At 71.8% G+C, this 17013-nt stretch carries 20 protein-coding genes; 16 read left to right on the forward strand and 4 right to left on the reverse strand.

The window, feature by feature from the left end:
- Window positions 1–57 precede the first annotated feature (57 nt).
- The 13 genes from proS to ABD299_RS02775 all read left to right on the forward strand — a co-directional run bounded on the left by proS (window position 58) and on the right by ABD299_RS02775 (window position 9584).
- Window positions 58–1473, forward strand: a complete 1416-nt coding sequence (proS, locus tag ABD299_RS02715; protein WP_344258507.1) for a proline--tRNA ligase — start codon at window positions 58–60, stop codon at window positions 1471–1473.
- A gap of 186 nt (window positions 1474–1659) precedes the next feature.
- Entirely contained in the window at window positions 1660–2301 is a 642-nt protein-coding gene (locus ABD299_RS02720; protein WP_344258509.1) for a hypothetical protein, read from the forward strand.
- 179 nt (window positions 2302–2480) lie between these two features.
- The gene (rpsP, locus tag ABD299_RS02725; RefSeq protein ID WP_344258511.1) at window positions 2481–2918 is read left to right on the forward strand and encodes a 30S ribosomal protein S16; all 438 of its coding nucleotides are present in this window, start codon (window positions 2481–2483) and stop codon (window positions 2916–2918) included.
- 2 nt (window positions 2919–2920) lie between these two features.
- Entirely contained in the window at window positions 2921–3160 is a 240-nt protein-coding gene (locus ABD299_RS02730) for an RNA-binding protein (protein WP_344258513.1), read from the forward strand.
- A gap of 79 nt (window positions 3161–3239) precedes the next feature.
- On the forward strand, window positions 3240–3764 hold the full coding sequence (rimM, locus tag ABD299_RS02735) for a ribosome maturation factor RimM (RefSeq protein WP_344258515.1): 525 nt from the start codon (window positions 3240–3242) through the stop codon (window positions 3762–3764).
- Window positions 3764–4588, forward strand: a complete 825-nt coding sequence (gene trmD, locus ABD299_RS02740; protein ID WP_344258517.1) for a tRNA (guanosine(37)-N1)-methyltransferase TrmD — start codon at window positions 3764–3766, stop codon at window positions 4586–4588. The genes rimM and trmD overlap by 1 nt, the downstream gene beginning before the upstream one ends.
- 142 nt (window positions 4589–4730) lie before the next feature.
- Complete coding sequence (gene rplS / locus ABD299_RS02745) at window positions 4731–5078, forward strand: 50S ribosomal protein L19 (protein ID WP_344258519.1); 348 nt, start codon at window positions 4731–4733, stop codon at window positions 5076–5078.
- Window positions 5079–5110: 32 nt separating this feature from the next.
- Window positions 5111–5809 (forward strand): signal peptidase I, encoded by a 699-nt coding sequence (gene lepB / locus ABD299_RS02750; RefSeq protein ID WP_344258522.1) that lies wholly within the window; start codon window positions 5111–5113, stop codon window positions 5807–5809.
- Window positions 5802–6701, forward strand: coding sequence for a signal peptidase I (gene lepB / locus ABD299_RS02755; RefSeq protein ID WP_344258523.1), 900 nt, complete (start codon window positions 5802–5804; stop codon window positions 6699–6701). Before lepB (ABD299_RS02750) ends, lepB (ABD299_RS02755) begins: the two co-directional genes overlap by 8 nt.
- 107 nt (window positions 6702–6808) lie before the next feature.
- Window positions 6809–7726: a signal peptidase I gene (gene lepB / locus ABD299_RS02760; RefSeq protein WP_344258653.1), complete on the forward strand. Its 918-nt coding sequence runs from the start codon at window positions 6809–6811 to the stop codon at window positions 7724–7726.
- A 58-nt stretch (window positions 7727–7784) separates the two neighbouring features.
- The gene (gene lepB, locus ABD299_RS02765) at window positions 7785–8522 is read left to right on the forward strand and encodes a signal peptidase I (protein WP_344258524.1); all 738 of its coding nucleotides are present in this window, start codon (window positions 7785–7787) and stop codon (window positions 8520–8522) included.
- A gap of 29 nt (window positions 8523–8551) precedes the next feature.
- Window positions 8552–8887, forward strand: coding sequence for a DUF2469 domain-containing protein (locus tag ABD299_RS02770; RefSeq protein WP_344258525.1), 336 nt, complete (start codon window positions 8552–8554; stop codon window positions 8885–8887).
- A gap of 91 nt (window positions 8888–8978) precedes the next feature.
- Entirely contained in the window at window positions 8979–9584 is a 606-nt protein-coding gene (locus ABD299_RS02775) for a peptidoglycan DD-metalloendopeptidase family protein (protein WP_344258528.1), read from the forward strand.
- Here the strand turns inward: ABD299_RS02775 and whiG are convergent.
- The 4 genes from whiG to ABD299_RS02795 form a co-directional block, all read right to left on the reverse strand.
- On the reverse strand, window positions 9574–10416 hold the full coding sequence (gene whiG / locus ABD299_RS02780; RefSeq protein WP_344258529.1) for an RNA polymerase sigma factor WhiG: 843 nt from the start codon (window positions 10414–10416) through the stop codon (window positions 9574–9576). The two genes, ABD299_RS02775 and whiG, sit on opposite strands and share 11 nt — an antisense overlap.
- 161 nt (window positions 10417–10577) lie before the next feature.
- On the reverse strand, window positions 10578–11759 hold the full coding sequence (gene dprA / locus ABD299_RS02785; RefSeq protein ID WP_344258530.1) for a DNA-processing protein DprA: 1182 nt from the start codon (window positions 11757–11759) through the stop codon (window positions 10578–10580).
- The gene (locus ABD299_RS02790; RefSeq protein WP_344258531.1) at window positions 11756–13375 is read right to left on the reverse strand and encodes a YifB family Mg chelatase-like AAA ATPase; all 1620 of its coding nucleotides are present in this window, start codon (window positions 13373–13375) and stop codon (window positions 11756–11758) included. Before ABD299_RS02790 ends, dprA begins: the two co-directional genes overlap by 4 nt.
- Window positions 13375–13758: a YraN family protein gene (locus tag ABD299_RS02795; RefSeq protein WP_344258532.1), complete on the reverse strand. Its 384-nt coding sequence runs from the start codon at window positions 13756–13758 to the stop codon at window positions 13375–13377. The genes ABD299_RS02790 and ABD299_RS02795 overlap by 1 nt, the downstream gene beginning before the upstream one ends.
- 381 nt (window positions 13759–14139) lie before the next feature.
- On the opposite strand from ABD299_RS02795, the gene rpsB reads away from it, so the two are divergent.
- The 3 genes from rpsB (at window position 14140) to pyrH (ending at window position 17000) form a co-directional block, all read left to right on the forward strand.
- On the forward strand, window positions 14140–15069 hold the full coding sequence (gene rpsB, locus ABD299_RS02800) for a 30S ribosomal protein S2 (RefSeq protein WP_344258534.1): 930 nt from the start codon (window positions 14140–14142) through the stop codon (window positions 15067–15069).
- A 122-nt stretch (window positions 15070–15191) separates the two neighbouring features.
- The gene (tsf, locus tag ABD299_RS02805) at window positions 15192–16046 is read left to right on the forward strand and encodes a translation elongation factor Ts (protein WP_344258535.1); all 855 of its coding nucleotides are present in this window, start codon (window positions 15192–15194) and stop codon (window positions 16044–16046) included.
- A 183-nt stretch (window positions 16047–16229) separates the two neighbouring features.
- On the forward strand, window positions 16230–17000 hold the full coding sequence (gene pyrH / locus ABD299_RS02810; RefSeq protein ID WP_344258536.1) for a UMP kinase: 771 nt from the start codon (window positions 16230–16232) through the stop codon (window positions 16998–17000).
- Window positions 17001–17013: the final 13 nt, after the last annotated feature.

Below are 17013 nucleotides of genomic sequence, written 5' to 3' on the forward strand. Positions count from 1 at the left end.
CCCGGTCCGCACCCGCTGATTCACGCTTCGGTGCCGGCGCGCCGTACCATTCCCGCCATGGCCAAGACTCCCGTACTCACTCCCCAGGCGGAGGACTTCCCGCGCTGGTACCAGGACCTGATCAACAAGGCCGAGCTGGCCGACAACGGCCCGGTGCGCGGCACCATGGTCATCCGGCCGTACGGGTACGGCCTGTGGGAGCGGATGCAGCAGGAGATGGACGCCCGCATCAAGGGCGCCGGCGCGCAGAACGCCTACTTTCCCCTGTTCATCCCGCAGTCCTACCTGACCAAGGAGGCCGAGCACGTCGAGGGGTTCGCCCCGGAGCTCGCCGTGGTCACACACGGTGGCGGCAAGGAACTGGAGGAGCCGGTCGTCGTCCGGCCGACGTCCGAGACGATCATCAACGACTATTTTTCGAAGTGGGTCCAGAGCTACCGTGACCTGCCGCTGCTGATCAATCAGTGGGCCAACGTGGTCCGCTGGGAGATGCGGCCCAGGGTCTTCCTGCGCACCACCGAGTTCCTGTGGCAGGAGGGGCACACCGCGCACGCGACCTACGAGGACGCCCGGGACTACGCCGCCCGCATCCACCGCGAGGTCTACGCCGACTTCATGGTCAACGTGCTGGGCATCGATGTGGTGCTGGGCCGCAAGACCCCCGCCGAGCGCTTCGCCGGCGCCATCAACACCCTCACGCTGGAGGGCATGATGCGCGACGGCAAGGCGCTGCAGATGGGTACCAGCCATGAGCTGGGACAGAACTTCGCGCGGGCCTTCGACACCCGCTACCTGTCCAAGGAGGGCAGCCGGGAGATGGTCTGGCAGACCTCCTGGGGCACCTCCACCCGCATGGTCGGCGGCCTGATCATGTCGCACGGCGACGATCACGGGCTGCGTGTCCCGCCGCGGCTGGCCCCGGTGCAGGCCGTGGTGCTCGCCATCAAGGGCGACGAGCGGGTGCTGTCCACGGTGCGGGAGATCGGCGACCGGCTGACGGCCGCGGGTGTGCGGGTCCAGGTGGACGACCGCACCGACACCCCCTTCGGCCGCCGGGCCGTCGACTGGGAGCTCAAGGGTGTCCCGGTGCGGATCGAGATCGGCCCGCGGGACCTGGAGAACGGCACCGCGATGCTGGCGCGCCGCATTCCGGGCGGCAAGGAGCCCGTGGCGGTGGACGCGCTGCCCGGGCTGCTGCCGGGCCTGCTGGAAGAGGACCAGGAACTTCTGCTGAGGCAGTCCCGCGAGCGCCGTGCGGAGCGTACGGTGGATGTGCGGACCGTCGCGGAAGCGGCGGAAGCCGCCGCTGCGGGCAACTGGGCCCGTATCCCCTGGGCCGGACTCGGTCCGGAGGGCGAGGCGAAGCTCGCCGAGGAGGCGGTGTCCGTAAGGTGCCTGGTCGCCGAGGACGGGTCGGTTCCCGACTCCGATGACGCGCCGGGTAACGTCGCTGTGGTGGCCCGGGCGTACTGAGAGCGACCTGGCCGTCACGACCGCGGCACGACCAGCCGGTGCCGCACCGGGGGTCCCACATGCCCCTGCCTACCCCCACAGGTGTCCTGCAATGGGACGGGTGTACCAATTCGCGCAGTACGGCGCACCCGTCCCCCACTGTGCAACGTCACGTAGTACTGACTGGTAGGTGCAAAATTCGTGGACTTGGCCCGGAATCGGAACACTCAGGGGTGCTTGCTCGTTGACCACGACGTGAGCACGACACCACCAGTTCTCGCCGCCGAGCTGGCACAGGCGTGGGCCGACATCCAACGGCACCACCCCGAGCTGCCGGATCTGGCCGCGCCCGAATCGCTGATCGGAGAGTCCTCGTCCGCCTGCGGCGCCGAGCTCTCCTTCGAACGACTGCTGCACGAGGCCGTGCACGGCATCGCCGCGGCCCGCGGAGTGCGCGACACCTCCCGAGCGGGCCGCTACCACAATCGCCGTTTCCTGGCGATCGCCGAGGAGCTCGGGCTGGAGCACGCCGAAGAGCCCCATCCGTCCAGCGGATTCTCGCTGGTGCGGATGACGTCCGAGACCAGACGGCGCTACCGGCAGACCGCGGAGCGGCTGCACCGTGCGCTGAAGGCACACGTGGCGGCGACGGCCACGGACACCAAGCGCAGTTTCCGCGGCCCGGCCGCGCGCCACGGCTCGTCCGGCGGTGGGGTCCGGGTCAAGGCGGTGTGCGACTGCGGGCGCAATGTCCGCGTGGTGCCCTCCGTCCTCGCCCAGGCGCCGATTGTCTGCGGCGCCTGCAAGACGCCCTTCCGGATCGCCGAGACGGTGGCGGTGGCCTCCTGAGCGGACCGCGCGGTGCGGGCGTGTCCTGCGGGTGTGGCAGAATGAACGGCTGAACTCGGCAGTCGCACAGGACCCCTCTCTCCTCCGGCCGGCCGCGTCCATCGGGCCCCTCCGGCACCGCAACCCCACGCGGCCTCCGGCCGTGGCCCACCCCGTCAAGACCAGGAGACACCACAGCTGTGGCAGTCAAGATCAAGCTGAAGCGACTGGGCAAGATCCGTTCGCCTCACTACCGCATCATCGTCGCCGACTCCCGTACTCGGCGTGACGGCCGGGCGATCGAGGAGATCGGCCTGTACCACCCGGTGCAGAACCCCTCGCGCATCGAGGTCGACTCGGAGCGTGTGCAGTACTGGCTCGGCGTCGGCGCCCAGCCGACCGAGCCCGTCATGGCCATCCTCAAGGTCACGGGCGACTGGCAGAAGTTCAAGGGCCTGCCGGCCCCGCCGCCGATGAAGGTCGCCGAGCCCAAGGCCGACAAGCGTGCCCTCTTCGAGGCCGCGGCCAAGGAGTCCGGCGGCGAGGCGAAGGGTGAGGCCATCACCCCGAAGGCCAAGAAGGCGGACAAGGCCGAGAAGACCGAGGCTGCCGCCCCGGCAGAGTCGACCGAGGCCTGACGATGCTCGAGGAGGCCCTCGAGCACCTGGTGAAGGGCATCGTCGATCACCCCGGTGAGGTTCAGGTCGCCTCGCGCACCATGCGTCGCGGGCGGGTGCTGGAGGTCCGGGTCCACCCCGACGACCTCGGCAAGGTCATCGGCCGTAACGGCCGCACCGCGCGCTCGCTGCGCACGGTGGTGGGCGCCCTCGGCGGCCGCGGCATCCGCGTCGACCTGGTCGACGTGGACGAGATCCGCTGAGTCAGGAAGAACGAACACCGGCACGGGCCGGGGGCGGTGCGAACCGCCCCCGGCCCGTGCCCGCTGGAGGACGAACACAGTGCAGCTGGTTGTCGCGCGGATCGGCCGTGCCCATGGCATCAAGGGCGAGGTCACCGTGGAGGTGCGGACCGACGAACCGGAGCTGAGGCTGGCACCCGGAGCGGTCCTCGCCACCGAGCCCGCCGAGGCGGGGCCGCTGACCGTGGCGGAGGGGCGGGTGCACAGCGGGCGGCTGCTGCTGCGCTTCGAGGGGGTTTCCGACCGCTCCGCCGCCGAGGCGCTGCGCAACACCCTGCTGGTGGCCGAGGTGGATCCGCAGGAGCGTCCCGAGGACCCCGAGGAGTTCTACGACCATCAGCTTGCCGGCCTGGAGGTCGTGACCCGGGACGGCACCAGGGTGGGACGGATCGCCGGGATCGCCCACCTGCCGGCCCAGGACCTGCTCGTGGTCCACCGGACCGGCGGCGGCGAGGTCCTGATCCCGTTCGTCACCGAGATCGTGCCGGAGGTCGACCCGGCCGGGGGCACTGTGCTGATCGATCCCCCCGCCGGCCTGCTCGACGAGGGGCCGGGCGAGAGCTGATGCGGCTCGACGTCGTCACGATCTTCCCCGAGTACCTCGAACCGCTGAACGTCTCGCTCGTCGGCAAGGCCAGGGCCAACGGGCTGCTCGACGTCCGGGTGCACGACCTGCGCGGGTGGGCCCACGACAGGCATCACACCGTGGACGACACCCCGTACGGGGGTGGCCCCGGCATGGTGATGAAGGCCGGTCCGTGGGGCGAGGCACTGGACTGGGTCCTCGGCTCCGGCACCCCGGACCACGAGCCGGTCCTGGTCGTCCCCACCCCGAGCGGGGTGCCGTTCACCCAGGAGCTGGCCGTCCGGCTGTCCCGGTGCTCCTGGCTGGTCTTCGCCCCCGCGCGCTACGAGGGCATCGACCGGCGGGTCGTCGAGGAGTACCGGGACCGGCTCGGCGCGGAGCGGGTGCTGGAGGTCTCCATCGGCGACTACGTGCTGGCCGGCGGCGAGGCACCGGTGCTGGTCATGGCGGAGGCCGTGGCCCGGCTGCTGCCCGGGGTACTGGGCAACGCCGAATCACACCGCGACGACTCCTTCGCGCCGGGGCCCATGGCGGACCTTCTCGAAGGGCCCGTCTACACCAAGCCCCCGCAGTGGCGTGGGCGGGCGGTTCCCGAGGTGCTGGTGAGCGGTCACCACGGACGGATCGCGCGCTGGCGCCGGGACGAGGCGCTGCGCCGCACCGCCGACCACCGTCCCGACCTCATCCGGCGCTGCGACCCGGCCGCTCTCGACCGCCATGACCGCGAGACCCTGGCGCGCCTGGGCTGGCGGGAGGGGCCGGACGGCCGATTTGGGCGGACGCCACCCGACGTGGAAGAATGAGCAGCTGCCCCGGCGCCCGGACGCGCGACCCTGCCACAGGGGGACGAACGCCCGCCCGGACCGGCGGCGAACCGGCAAGCCACCACCCCGAATCCGAGATCCCGCCGATGACCTGTGGCATGGGCGAAGAGAGCAGCAGGCCATGAACCTCCTCGACAGCGTCGACTCCGCTTCTCTGCGCAGCGACATCCCCGCCTTCCGGCCGGGTGACACCGTCAACGTCCACGTGCGTGTCATCGAGGGCAACCGCTCCCGTGTGCAGCAGTTCAAGGGTGTGGTCATCCGCCGCCAGGGCGCCGGTGTCCGTGAGACCTTCACGGTCCGCAAGGTCAGCTTCGGCGTGGGTGTGGAGCGCACCTTCCCGGTCCACTCCCCGGTCGCGGAGAAGATCGAGGTCGTCACGCGTGGTGATGTGCGGCGCGCCAAGCTCTACTACCTGCGTGCGCTGCGCGGCAAGGCCGCCAAGATCAAGGAGAAGCGCGAGAGCTGAGCTCTCCCCCCGCTGCCGGTTACCATCACACGGTGACCGGAACGGACGCAGGATCTTCGGAGCGCGATCACCACCCCGACCCCCCACCGGGTACGGGGCTGTGGTCGCGTTCCGCGCGTCGGTGGACCGCCGTGCTGCTGCTTCCGGTGCTCACCGGGTTCGTGGTGAGCGCCTTCGTCGTTCAGCCGTTCCTCATCCCCAGCGGCTCGATGGAGGGCACCTTGCGGGTCGGGGACCGGGTGATGGTCAACAAGCTGGCGTACCGGTTCGGGGGATCGGTGCAGCGCGGCGACATCGTGGTGTTCGACGGGCGGGGATCCTTCGCCGGTGTCCCCGGCGACTCGGGGCCGCTGGGCGGACTGCGCCAGGCGGGAGCCCGGGTCGGACTGACGGACACCCCCGGCACGGACTACGTCAAGCGTGTCATCGGCATCGGCGGCGACCGGGTCACCTGCTGTGACAGCCGGGGAAACCTGGAGGTCAACGGAGAGCCGCTGGAGGAGCCCTACCTGTTTCCCGGTGACGATCCGTCGGCTGTCAGGTTTGACATCGAGGTGCCCGAGGGACGGTTGTGGGTGATGGGCGATCACCGTTCCGACTCGGCCGACTCCCGGGACTACCTCGGTGCCCCCGGTGGCGGAACCGTCCCCGAGGACAAGGTGATCGGACGGGCCGACTGGATCGGATGGCCGATGAGCCGCTGGCGTTCCCTGCGGACGGACGATGGGTGAGCGCGGACGCCGGAGTTACGGGCAGCACCGTGGCCGACGGCGTGCCCCGGGCCGGCACGGGCCGGCACCGATAGCCGACGACACGGGGACGGCGCCGTCCGCGACCCTGCGCGGCCCGGGCGAGGGCCGGGCCGCCCGGCGCCGGGCCGCCCGGCGGATCAAGCGCCGGCAGCGGCTGCGTGCCACCCGGGAGATACCCCTGCTCATCGTGACGGCGGTGCTGATCGCGCTGTTCCTCAAGACGTTCCTGGTCCAGGCGTTCGTGATCCCCTCCGGTTCCATGGAACAAACGATCAAGATCGACGACCGGGTGCTGGTGGACAAGCTCACGCCGTGGTTCGGCTGGCGCCCCGAGCGCGGCGACGTCGTGGTCTTCAAGGACCCCGGCGGCTGGCTGGGCCAGGAACAGGACCTGCCCGCCAGAGACGATCCGGTGGGCATCAAACAGCTCCGCGAAGGGCTCACCTTCATCGGCCTGCTGCCGAGTGAGGACGAGGACCTGATCAAGCGGGTCATCGGGGTGGGCGGCGACCGGGTGGTGTGCTGTGACGACCGGGGGCAGGTGACCGTCAACGGGGTCCCGGTGGAGGAGCCGTATCTCCACCCCGGCAATCCGCCCTCCCAGATCGAGTTCGACGTGACCGTCCCCGAGGGGAGGGTCTTCCTGATGGGGGATCACCGCTCGAATTCCGCCGATTCCCGGTACCACCTGGACGGGCCGGGGGAGGGCACCGTCCCCGAGGAACTGGTGGTCGGACGGGCCCTGGTGATCGCTTGGCCGTATGCTCACTGGCAGCGGCTGAACGGGGCGGAAGCGTTCGCCCAGGTGCCCGACTCACCCTCACCCGCGGCCCGGGGTGAGCCGGCGGCCGGGCACGGTCGCCGAGAATGAGTTGTCGCACCTCCCGATCCCTGCGGAACTCCCGCTCGTTAGGGGAGTGTGAGCCCGTCTCCGGCCCGGAGCGGGCCGTGGCGCAGTGAGGAGTGGATGTGGGGGATGTGGCAGTCGGTGCACGGTCCGGAGCGGACGAACCGGAGGAGCGGCCGGTGACGTCCGACGGTGAGGCATCTGGCGAGAAGCCCCCCGAGCCGGAGTCCGGTGACCGGACGGACCGGGAGGCCCCCGGAGAGAAGAAGCCCGGGAAGGCCGGCAAGCAGCGCTCCTTCTGGAAGGAGCTGCCCATTCTGATCGGCATCGCCATCGTGCTGGCGCTGCTCATCAAGACCTTCCTCGTCCAGGCTTTCTCCATCCCGTCCGACTCCATGCAGAACACCCTCCAGCGCGGCGACCGGGTGCTGGTGGACAAGCTCACCCCGTGGTTCGGGGCCACCCCCGACCGCGGTGAGGTCGTGGTCTTCCACGACCCGGGCGGCTGGCTGGGGGAGAGCCCGCCGGCGGACTCCGAAGGCTTTCTCGGCACGATCAGACACGGTCTCAGCGTGATCGGGCTGATGCCCTCCCAGGAGGACCAGGACCTGATCAAGCGGGTGGTCGCCGTCGGAGGCGACACCGTGGAGTGCCAACAGGGTGGCCCGGTGACGGTGAACGGCCGGGCCCTGGACGAGAGCGATTACCTCTACCCGGGGAACACTCCGTGCGACGACCAGCCCTTCGGTCCGGTGGAGATTCCCGAGGGGGAGCTGTGGGTCCTCGGAGACCACCGGCAGCGCTCGCTGGACTCCCGGTACCACCAGGACCTCCCCGGCGGCGGGACAATACCGCAGGAGGAAGTCGTGGGCCGGGCGATCGTCATCGCCTGGCCGGTGAACCGCTGGTCCACGCTGCCCGTTCCGGACGGGTACGACGAACTGGCGGGCGCGGTGGCAGGAGCGGCCCCCGCCGTCCTCGGTGCGGCGGGCACCGTGCCGCTGCTGCTGTGGCGGTGGCGCAGGCGGTCCGCGTCCGCCCAGGGCTGACCGGCGGCGGCGTCGCTGGGTAGGGTCGCAGTCCGAGCGCGATCCGGGAGGGCCCGAGATGAGCCGAACGCGAGAAGGCCGGGCCGTCCGGTACCTGTCCAACGCCGCTCTGGCCGTGGGCATGGTGCTGTTCCTGGGCGGCTTCGGCCTGCTGGCCGTGGTCTACCAGCCGTACGCGGTGCCGACCGATTCCATGGCGCCCTCCGTGGCGGCCGGGGACCGCGTGCTGGCGCAGCGGATCGACGGCCCGCAGGTGCGCCGCGGCGACGTGGTGGTCTTCCGCGAGCAGGCGTGGGGTGACCTGCCCATGATCAAGCGGGTGGCCGGGGTCGGCGGGGACACGGTCGCCTGCTGCGACTCCGAGGGCCGCCTCACGGTGAATGGCGAGCCGGTCGAGGAGCCGTACCTGGACCCCGGCTGGGCAGCCGCAACGGCGCAGGAGGGCGGTTTCGAGGCAAAGGTGCCCGACGGGGAGCTGTTCCTGCTGGGTGATCAGCGGCTGGACTCGCTGGACTCCCGCACACAGCTCACCGACTCCGATGCGGGAAGCGTGCCGCGCGGCGCGGTCTCCGCCCGAGTGGAGGCCACGCTCTGGCCGCCGGACCGCACCGGCCTGCTGCCGAGGCCCGAAGGGTTCGAGGACCTGCCGGGGGGCATTTCCGGGACAGGACCGCTGGTCCCGCTCTCGCTCGCGGTGGGGGCCGGAGCGGTGCTCATCGTGGCCGCGTCGGTGGCCGGACCCGTCGCCCGGCGTGCGTCGCGGGCGCGTGCGGGGGCCGCGCGTGAAGCACAATGAGGGAACGCACGGCTGAAGGGGATCATGCCATGAGCGCCGAGGATCTCGAGAAGTACGAGACCGAGATGGAGCTGAAGCTCTACCGGGAGTACCGGGACGTCGTCGGGCTCTTCACCTATGTGATCGAGACCGAGCGGCGCTTCTACCTCACCAACGACTACGAGATGCAGGTCCACTCCGTGCAGGGCGAGGTGTTCTTCGAGGTCTCGATGGCGGACGCCTGGGTGTGGGACATGTACCGCCCGGCACGCTTCGTCAAGCAGGTGCGCGTCCTCACCTTCAAGGACGTGAACATCGAGGAGCTGAACCGCAGCGAACTCGATCTTCCGGAGGATTCCGGTTTCGGCCGGTCCCGCGACACCTGAGATCACCCGAAAGGGTGATGGCTTGGTCCACAGCTGCCGGACTGTCCACCGCGCCCCTGCCTCGGGGGCGCGGTTCCGGCAGGCTGCGGGGATGCGAGTGACTCCTCTACTGCTGGTGCCGGCGCTGCTCCTTGCCCGCGAGGCCCCGGAGCGCGCCTGGCCGGTACCCAGCACCACCGGCGGCGTCCGGCCGGTGGTCGCGCGCCTGTGGGAACCGCCCCCCGAACGGTGGCTCGCGGGTCACCGCGGAGTCGATCTGGCCACCCGTCCCCGCGCCCGGGTCAGGGCGGCGGCTCCCGGCCGGGTCGTCTTCGCGGGTCAGGTGGCCGGGAAGGGCGTTCTCACGATCGAGCTGGACGGCCCCGGCACCCCGCCGCTGCGCACCACCTACGAACCGGTGCGCCCGTCGGCGGCGCCCGGGGACACGGTGGCCGCGGGTGACGTGGTGGGGGTCCTCGCGGACGGGCCGTTTCACTGTCCCGGCCCCTGCCTGCACTGGGGCCTGCTGCGCGGTCGCCACTATCTCGATCCGCTCGGCCTCCTGCCGCCCCACCTGCTGAAGGCCGGGCCCTCCCGGCTGCTGCCCCTGGGCGGCCCGCCGCCCGCGACTGCCGCCCGGCCCTCCCGCCCCGCGGCGGCACGCTCCGGTCCGCGGCCTCCCGGGCGCCGCCGGGCGGGCCGACGGCTCAGACGTTGACCTCCGCCAGCTTCGCCCGCAGCTGCAGCACCGCCTTGGTGTGGATCTGGCTGACCCGGCTCTCGGTCACCCCGATCACCTGGCCGATCTCGGCCAGCGTGAGCCCTTCGTAGTAGTACAGCGTCACCACGGTCTTCTCCCGGTCCGGAAGCGTGTTGATGGCACGGGCAAGAAGCCTGCGCAGCTCCCGGTCCTCGGCCACCTGCACCGGGTTGTCGGCCGCGGTGTCCTCCAGGATGTCCATCAAGCTGAGCCGGTCCCCGCTTTCCCCGCCCACGTGCAACAGCTCCTCCAGGGCGACGACGTTGGTCAGCGACACCTGGCTGAACACCCCGTGCAGCTCCTCCAGGGCGATGCCCATCTCCTGGGCCACCTCCGCCTCCGACGGGGTGCGCTGCAAGGACGACTCCAGCGCCGCGTAGGCACGCTCGACCGCACGGGCCTTCTGCCGGACCGACCGGGGGATCCAGTCCAGCGCCCGCAGTTCGTCGATCATCGCTCCGCGGATCCGGGTGATGGCGTAGGTCTCGAACTTGATCGAGCGCTCCGGGTCGAACTTCTCGATCGCGTCGATCAGCCCGAACACACCCGAGGAGACGAAGTCGGCCTGGTCCACGTTGGGCGGCAGCCCGACGCTCACTCGGCCCGCGACATACTTGACCAGCGGCGAGTAGTGGAGGATCAGCTGTTCCCTGAGCCGCTCGTCTCCGGTGGCCTTGTACAGACGCCACAGCTCGTCGAGCGAGGCGGGTACCGCGGGAAGCGTGCCGCCCTCCGTCGCGGTTCGTGCTGCCGGTGCCGCGTGCGAGGGCCCGGGGGAGTGCTGGGGCATGCGGTCTTTGAGCCGTTCTGCTGTGGTATGAGCGGGTGGTGCCGGTCCGGATGGGCGGCCTTCGTGAGCGTAGCGTGAGTGCCGTGTCGCAGTGCGCAGGTGCGGGCTGCCGGGCATGGGCAGATACGTTCCGCTGGGCGCACCGTGGTGTGAGTCCGCCATCAGTCCTGCGCCCCGCGAGCACCGGGGGGCCGTCCCGCCCGATGGGCCGTCCGCCACCGCTGCCCCACCCGTTCGACGAAGCCGAGCGCATGCAACTCGTTCAGCCGTGCCAGGGCGCTTCGCACACTGGTGCACGCCCCCTCGGCCACCTCCTCCGGGGTGCATGGCACGCCGGAGGGCAGAGCGTCCAGCACACGCGCGGTCGGGGGTGCCAGAAGGTCCCTCGGGACCGCGGGCTCGTCGCGGTCCCCGGCCAGCTCTCCCATCTCGCCCGTCAGCTCGATGATCTCCTCGGCGTCGCTGACGAGGGTGGCCTCGTCCCGCAGCAGCCGGTGCACACCCTGCGAGAGCCCGGAGGTGACCGGGCCGGGCACGCCCATCACGTGCCGGCCCAGGTCGCGGGCCCGCCGGGCGGTGACCAGGGAGCCGCTGCGCAGCGCGGCCTCCACCACGACGGTTCCGCGCGTGAGCGCGGCGATCACCCGGTTGCGCTCCAGGAACCGGCGGCGCGTGGGATGGCTGCCGGGCGGCAGCTCGGCGGCCACCAGGCCGCTCTCCGCCACCCGGTCCAGCAGCTCCCGGTGGGCGGCCGGATACCCGACGTCGACCCCGCAGGCGAGCACCGCGACGGTGGCCCCGCCGGTGGCCAGGACGCCTCGGTGCGCGGCGCCGTCGATGCCGTGGGCGGCGCCGGATACCACGGTCCAGCCCCGTTCGCTGAGCGCACCGCCGATGTCGGCGGCCACGTACGCACCGTAGTCGGTACAGGCACGCGCCCCCACCACGGCCACCGACCGCAGCGCCAGGAACCGCAGCGACGGTGCGCCGCGCAGCCACAGCCCGACCGGCCCCGCCGTCCCCAGGTCGTCCAGCTGGCCCGGCCATTCCGGATCGCCCGGGCACACGAAGCGCCCGCCGGCCCGGGCCACCGCCGCCAGGTCCTTCTCGGGATCGGCCGTGCGGGTACGCAGCCGCAATCCTTCCCGGCGTTCCGCACCGGCCCCCGGCAGCGGCCGGTCCGCGCGCAGCGCCCGCCAGGTCTCCTCCGGGCCCAGCTCCGCCAGCCACCGGCCCACGAGGACCTCGCCCGGTTCCCCGATCCGGGTCAGCGCGGCCCGGGCGAGCCGCTCCTGTCCGGAGACCGTCCGCCGGCCCGCCGGGAGCTCGCGCCGACCCGTCACGGCAGGCTGCCCGTCACGCCCGAGCCGCGCCGTACGCCGGTGCGCAGTTCCAGGGCGGCGTCGACATCGGCGGCGCTCGGCGCGGGGTGACCGGCCAGGTCGGCCACTGTCCAGGCGACCCGCAGCACACGGTCCAGCCCCCGGGCCGTCAGCAGGCCCCGGTCCAGATCCGCCTCGGCACGGGCGAGCGCACCGCCGGCGGGGGCCCAGCGGGTCCGCAGTTCGTGCCCGGGAACCTCGGCGTTGGCCGCCCACGGGGTGCCGGCGTAGCGGGCGGTGGCACGTTCGCGGGCGGCGAGAACCCGTTCCGCAACCGTCGCGGTGGCCTCGCCGCCGCCCCCGGAGACCAGCTCCGCCCGGCCGACCGGTTCGACAGGAACCCGCAGGTCGATGCGGTCCGTCAGCGGTCCCGACAACCTGGCCCGGTAGCGCCGCACCGTGCCGGGCGGACACTCGCAGTCGCCGGCCGGCGAGCCGTGCCGTCCGCAGGGGCAGGGATTGGCGGCCAGCACCAGCAGGAAGCGGGCGGGCATCCGCAGCACGCCGGCCGAGCGGGCGACCACCACGTGGCCGGACTCCAGCGGCTGGCGGAGCGCGTCCAGTACCCGGCCGCTCATCTCGGCCGCCTCGTCGAGGAACAGGACGCCACGGTGGGCGAAGGACGCGGCGCCGGGCCGGGGCAGACCGCTGCCGCCGCCGACCAGCGCGGCCATGGTCGCGGAGTGGTGCGGAGCACAGTAGGGAGGGCGGTCGATCAGCGGGCGGTCCGCGGGCAGGGTGCCGCCCACCGAGTGCACCGCGGTCACCTCCAGAGCCTCCTGCCGGGTGAGCGGGGGAAGGATGCCCGGCAGGCGCTCGGCCAGCATGGTCTTGCCCGCCCCCGGTGGCCCGGAGAGGAAGAGATGGTGGCGTCCGGCCGCCGCCACCTCCAGCGCGCGCCGGGCCACCCGCTGCCCGGCCACCTCGGCGAGGTCCGGCGGCCGTCCGTTCCCCGCCGGTCCGCCGGGCAGTGAGAGCCCGGCCGCCTGCGGATGGCCCCAGACGCTGCCGGCCGCGGGTCCGCCACGGCTCCCGGAGAGCGCGGCGGGCTCCTCCGGGACCGGCTCGCCGGCCAGCACCGCGATGAGCTGGCGCAGTGTCCGGACCCCGAGCACGGAGACCTCCGGCACCAGTGAGGCCTCGGCCGCCGTCTCCTCGGGCACGACCACCTGCCGGTACCCGGCCTCGGACGCGGCCAGCACGGCGGGAAGCACTCCGCGGACCGGTCGGACGCGGCCGTCCAGGCCGAGCTCGCCGATCATCACGAGGTCCTCGACCGACTTCGGGTCCAGGCGCTCGGAGGCCGCCAGCACACCGGCGGCCACGGCCAGATCGAAGCCGCTGCCCGACTTCGGTACCGAGGCAGGGCTCAGCCCGACCGTCAGCTTCTTCTGCGGCCACTGGGCCCCGGAGTTGAGCACCGCGGACCGGACGCGGTCCCGGCTCTCGCTGAGGGACTTGTCGGCGAGACCGACCAGGGTGAAAGCGGCGACTCCGGGTTCGAGGTCGGCCTGGACCTCGACCAGAACGCCCTCCATCCCCACCAGGGCGACCGAGCAGGTACGCGCGAACCCCATCACAAAGCTCCCTTGGCGTGTTCCACGACCGGTCCGCCACGGGCGGGCAGCAGCACACCGATCAGATCGATCCGCACTCCGCCGGGGGGCGGGGCGCGGTGGACCGGAAGCCAGCACTCGCCCAGCCATCGCTGGGCGAGCAGGCGCAGACGTTCGGCCTTGTGCCGGGTCAGCGCGGCCATCGGGTGCTGGTAGGCGGCCGCACGGCGGGTCTTGACCTCGCACACCACGAGCGTGCCGCCGTCGGCGGGGTCGAGGGCGACAATGTCGATCTCCCCCGCCCGGCAGCGCCAGTTCCGCGCCAGGACGGTGACTCCCGCGGCCCGCAGCCGGCGCACGGCCAGGTCCTCGCCGTAGCGGCCCAGCGCTCCTCGCTGATTCATGGCTCCACCTCCGGGACCGACTGTCGCCGTGTCGCGGGCGAGGGGTGCGCGGCGGTGGACAGCCGGCCGGCTGTGGACAACCCCGTCACGCGTCCGGGTGGTCTCCCTGGGGCGGTCACCCAAGGTTCCGGGTCTGTCGCCCGGCGCCCTCACGGTCCCGTACACTTCTGGTGGCGGTCCGGGTCACCGGGCCGACCTCGCATGCCCCGCCGTCGGGCGTCCGGGCCTCACCGTCCGGGCCGTCGTGGCGGCCGCGCACCTCGGTCCTCGGAAGCGGTCTGTCGGCAGACCCTCTCCCTGGTACGGCGCGTCGGGGCGTCAGGAGCGCCGGCCGGGCCAACCGGCCGGCGCTGACAACCGAGCACCATAAGGAGAACGGCCATGGCCGTCGTCACGATGCGGGAGCTGCTGGAGAGCGGCGTCCACTTCGGGCACCAGACCCGCCGCTGGAACCCGAAGATGAAGCGTTTCATCTTCACCGAGCGCAACGGCATCTACATCATCGACCTGCTCCAGTCGCTGTCGTACATCGACCGCGCCTACGAGTTCGTCAAGGAGACCGTCGCCCACGGCGGTACCGTCATGTTCGTCGGCACCAAGAAGCAGGCCCAGCAGGCCATCGCGGAGCAGGCGACCCGGGTCGGCATGCCCTACGTCAACCAGCGCTGGCTGGGCGGCATGCTCACCAACTTCTCCACCGTCCACAAGCGGCTCCAGCGCCTCAAGGAGCTCGAGCAGATCGACTTCGAGGATGTGGCCGCCTCCGGCCTCACCAAGAAGGAGCTGCTCGTCCTCTCCCGCGAGAAGGCGAAGCTGGAGAAGACGCTGGGCGGTATCCGCGACATGCAGAAGGTGCCCAGCGCCGTCTGGATCGTGGACACCAAGAAGGAGCACATCGCCGTCGGCGAGGCCCGCAAGCTCAACATCCCGGTCGTCGCGATCCTCGACACCAACTGCGACCCCGACGAGGTCGACTACAAGATCCCGGGCAACGACGACGCGATCCGGTCCGTCACGCTGCTCACCCGCGTGATCGCCGACGCCGTCGCCGAGGGGCTCATCGCCCGCTCGGGCGCCGCCGAGGCCAAGGGCGGCGAGAAGCCGGCCGGCGAGCCGCTGCCGGAGTGGGAGCGCGAGCTGCTGGAGCGGGCCGAGGCCAAGAGCGCGGAGGAGGCGGCCCCCGCCGAGGCCGTTGCCGCCGAGAAGCCCGCCGAGAAGCCCGCCGAGGAGCAGCCGGCTGCCGCCGAGCAGCCGGCCGCCGAGCAGCCGGCCGAGGCCGCGGCGCCGGAGCAGCCCGCCGAGCAGGCCTGACGCACACCGCGACCCGGGGGTACGGCGGGTGCGGGGCCTGACCGGCCCGGCACCCGCCGTACACCCCGTGCAGCGGGTCAAGCGACCAACCGCATCGATTCCGGGAAGAGAATTACGTAACCATGGCGAACTTCACCGCCGCCGACGTCAAGAAGCTCCGCGAGCTGACCGGCGCCGGCATGATGGACTGCAAGAAGGCGCTGGACGAGGCCGAGGGCAGCGTCGACAAGGCCGTCGAGATCCTGCGGGTCAAGGGTCAGAAGGGCGTCGCCAAGCGTGAGAGCCGCACCGCCGAGAACGGCGCCGTGGTGGCCCTGATCGCCGACGACAAGACCTCCGGCGTGCTGGTCGAGCTGAAGTGCGAGACGGACTTCGTCGCCAAGGGCGAGAAGTTCCAGGCGGTGGCCCAGGCCGTCGCCGAGCACGTCGCCGCCACGTCCCCGGCGGACATCCAGGCGCTGCTGGCCTCGGAGATCGAGTCCGGCAAGACCGTGCAGGCGTTCGTCGACGAGGCCAACGCCACGCTCGGCGAGAAGATCGTGCTCGACCGGTTCGCGCAGTTCTCCGGCAGCTACGTCACCTCCTACCTGCACCGCACCAGCCCCGACCTGCCCCCGCAGGTCGGCGTGCTGATCGAGCTGGAGCCCGGCTCCGCCTCGGAGGGGGAGCGGGCGCAGGTGTCCAAGGACATCGCCCAGCACATCGCCGCCTTCTCGCCGCGGTTCCTCACCCGTGACGCCGTTCCCGCCGACGTGGTGGAGAGCGAGCGCCGGGTGGCCGAGGCCACCGCGAAGGAGGAGGGCAAGCCCGAGGCGGCCCTGCCCCGGATCGTCGAGGGCCGGGTCAACGGCTTCTTCAAGGAGAACGTGCTGGTCGACCAGCCCTTCGCGAAGGACAACAAGAAGACCGTCCAGAAGGTGCTGGCCGAGGCCGGCGTCACGCTGAAGGCCTTCGCCCGCTTCCGCGTCGGAGCCTGATTCCTCCGCCGCGCCGTCGGCGGAGGAACGGCCCGGCCCCGTTAAGGTCGGGCAAAGGGCCGGGCGGGTCGTGTCGCGCACGGCTTGGACGACCGCAGTTGTGACGAGGAGGCCATTGCCGACCGAGGAACCGTGAGGGTCCACCGGCAATGGCCTCCTTCGCATGTGCACGAGGAGAGTTCCATGAACCAGGGTGCTGCCGCCGACACACCGACGGCCGACCAGGACAACACGCCCCACCGTTTTCTGCTGAAGCTGTCGGGCGAGGCCTTCGCGGGCGGCGGCGGTCTGGGCGTCGACCCGGACGTGGTGCACGCCATGGCGCGGGAGATCGCCGCGGTCGTCCGGGGCGGCACCGAGCTCGCCGTGGTGATCGGAGGCGGCAACTTCTTCCGCGGCGCCGAACTCCAGCTCCGCGGCATGGACCGGGCGCGTTCCGACTACATGGGCATGCTCGGCACGGTGATGAACTGCCTCGCTCTCCAGGACTTCCTGGAGAAGGAGGGCATCGACTCCCGGGTCCAGACCGCTATCACCATGGGGCAGGTCGCCGAGCCGTACATCCCGCTGCGCGCGGTGCGCCACCTGGAGAAGGGCCGGGTGGTGATCTTCGGTGCCGGTATGGGGATGCCCTATTTCTCCACCGACACCACCGCCGCCCAGCGTGCCCTGGAGATCCATGCCGAGGCCCTGCTCATGGGCAAGAACGGCGTGGACGGTGTCTACGACTCCGACCCGGCGCGCAACCCCGACGCGGTGAAGTTCGACGCGCTCGACTACGGCGAGGTCATCACCCGGGACCTCAAGGTCGCCGACTCCACGGCGATCACGCTCTGCCGGGACAACAAGCTCCCGATCCTCGTCTTCGAACTGCTCGCCGAGGGCAATATCGCCCGCGCGGTAAAGGGTGAGAAGATCGGCACGCTCGTCAACAACCAGGGACGCCGGGCCTGACGGCCCGTCGTAT

This window comes from Streptomyces sodiiphilus, assembly GCF_039529215.1.
Taxonomy (GTDB): Bacteria; Actinomycetota; Actinomycetes; order Streptomycetales; family Streptomycetaceae; genus Streptomyces; species Streptomyces sodiiphilus.

Excerpts from the sequence above, each read along its gene's own strand:
- proS (WP_344258507.1), top strand. The coding sequence starts at position 58 with ATGGCCAAGACTCCCGTACTCACTCCCCAGGCGGAGGACTTCCCGCGC.
- ABD299_RS02730 (WP_344258513.1), top strand. The coding sequence starts at position 2,921 with ATGCTCGAGGAGGCCCTCGAGCACCTGGTGAAGGGCATCGTCGATCAC.
- trmD (WP_344258517.1), top strand. The coding sequence starts at position 3,764 with ATGCGGCTCGACGTCGTCACGATCTTCCCCGAGTACCTCGAACCGCTG.
- rplS (WP_344258519.1), top strand. The coding sequence starts at position 4,731 with ATGAACCTCCTCGACAGCGTCGACTCCGCTTCTCTGCGCAGCGACATC.
- lepB (WP_344258523.1), top strand. The coding sequence starts at position 5,802 with ATGGGTGAGCGCGGACGCCGGAGTTACGGGCAGCACCGTGGCCGACGG.
- lepB (WP_344258524.1), top strand. The coding sequence starts at position 7,785 with ATGAGCCGAACGCGAGAAGGCCGGGCCGTCCGGTACCTGTCCAACGCC.
- ABD299_RS02770 (WP_344258525.1), top strand. The coding sequence starts at position 8,552 with ATGAGCGCCGAGGATCTCGAGAAGTACGAGACCGAGATGGAGCTGAAG.
- ABD299_RS02775 (WP_344258528.1), top strand. The coding sequence starts at position 8,979 with ATGCGAGTGACTCCTCTACTGCTGGTGCCGGCGCTGCTCCTTGCCCGC.
- whiG (WP_344258529.1), bottom strand. The coding sequence starts at position 10,416 with ATGCCCCAGCACTCCCCCGGGCCCTCGCACGCGGCACCGGCAGCACGA.
- ABD299_RS02790 (WP_344258531.1), bottom strand. The coding sequence starts at position 13,375 with ATGGGGTTCGCGCGTACCTGCTCGGTCGCCCTGGTGGGGATGGAGGGC.
- ABD299_RS02795 (WP_344258532.1), bottom strand. The coding sequence starts at position 13,758 with ATGAATCAGCGAGGAGCGCTGGGCCGCTACGGCGAGGACCTGGCCGTG.
- rpsB (WP_344258534.1), top strand. The coding sequence starts at position 14,140 with ATGGCCGTCGTCACGATGCGGGAGCTGCTGGAGAGCGGCGTCCACTTC.
- tsf (WP_344258535.1), top strand. The coding sequence starts at position 15,192 with ATGGCGAACTTCACCGCCGCCGACGTCAAGAAGCTCCGCGAGCTGACC.
- pyrH (WP_344258536.1), top strand. The coding sequence starts at position 16,230 with ATGAACCAGGGTGCTGCCGCCGACACACCGACGGCCGACCAGGACAAC.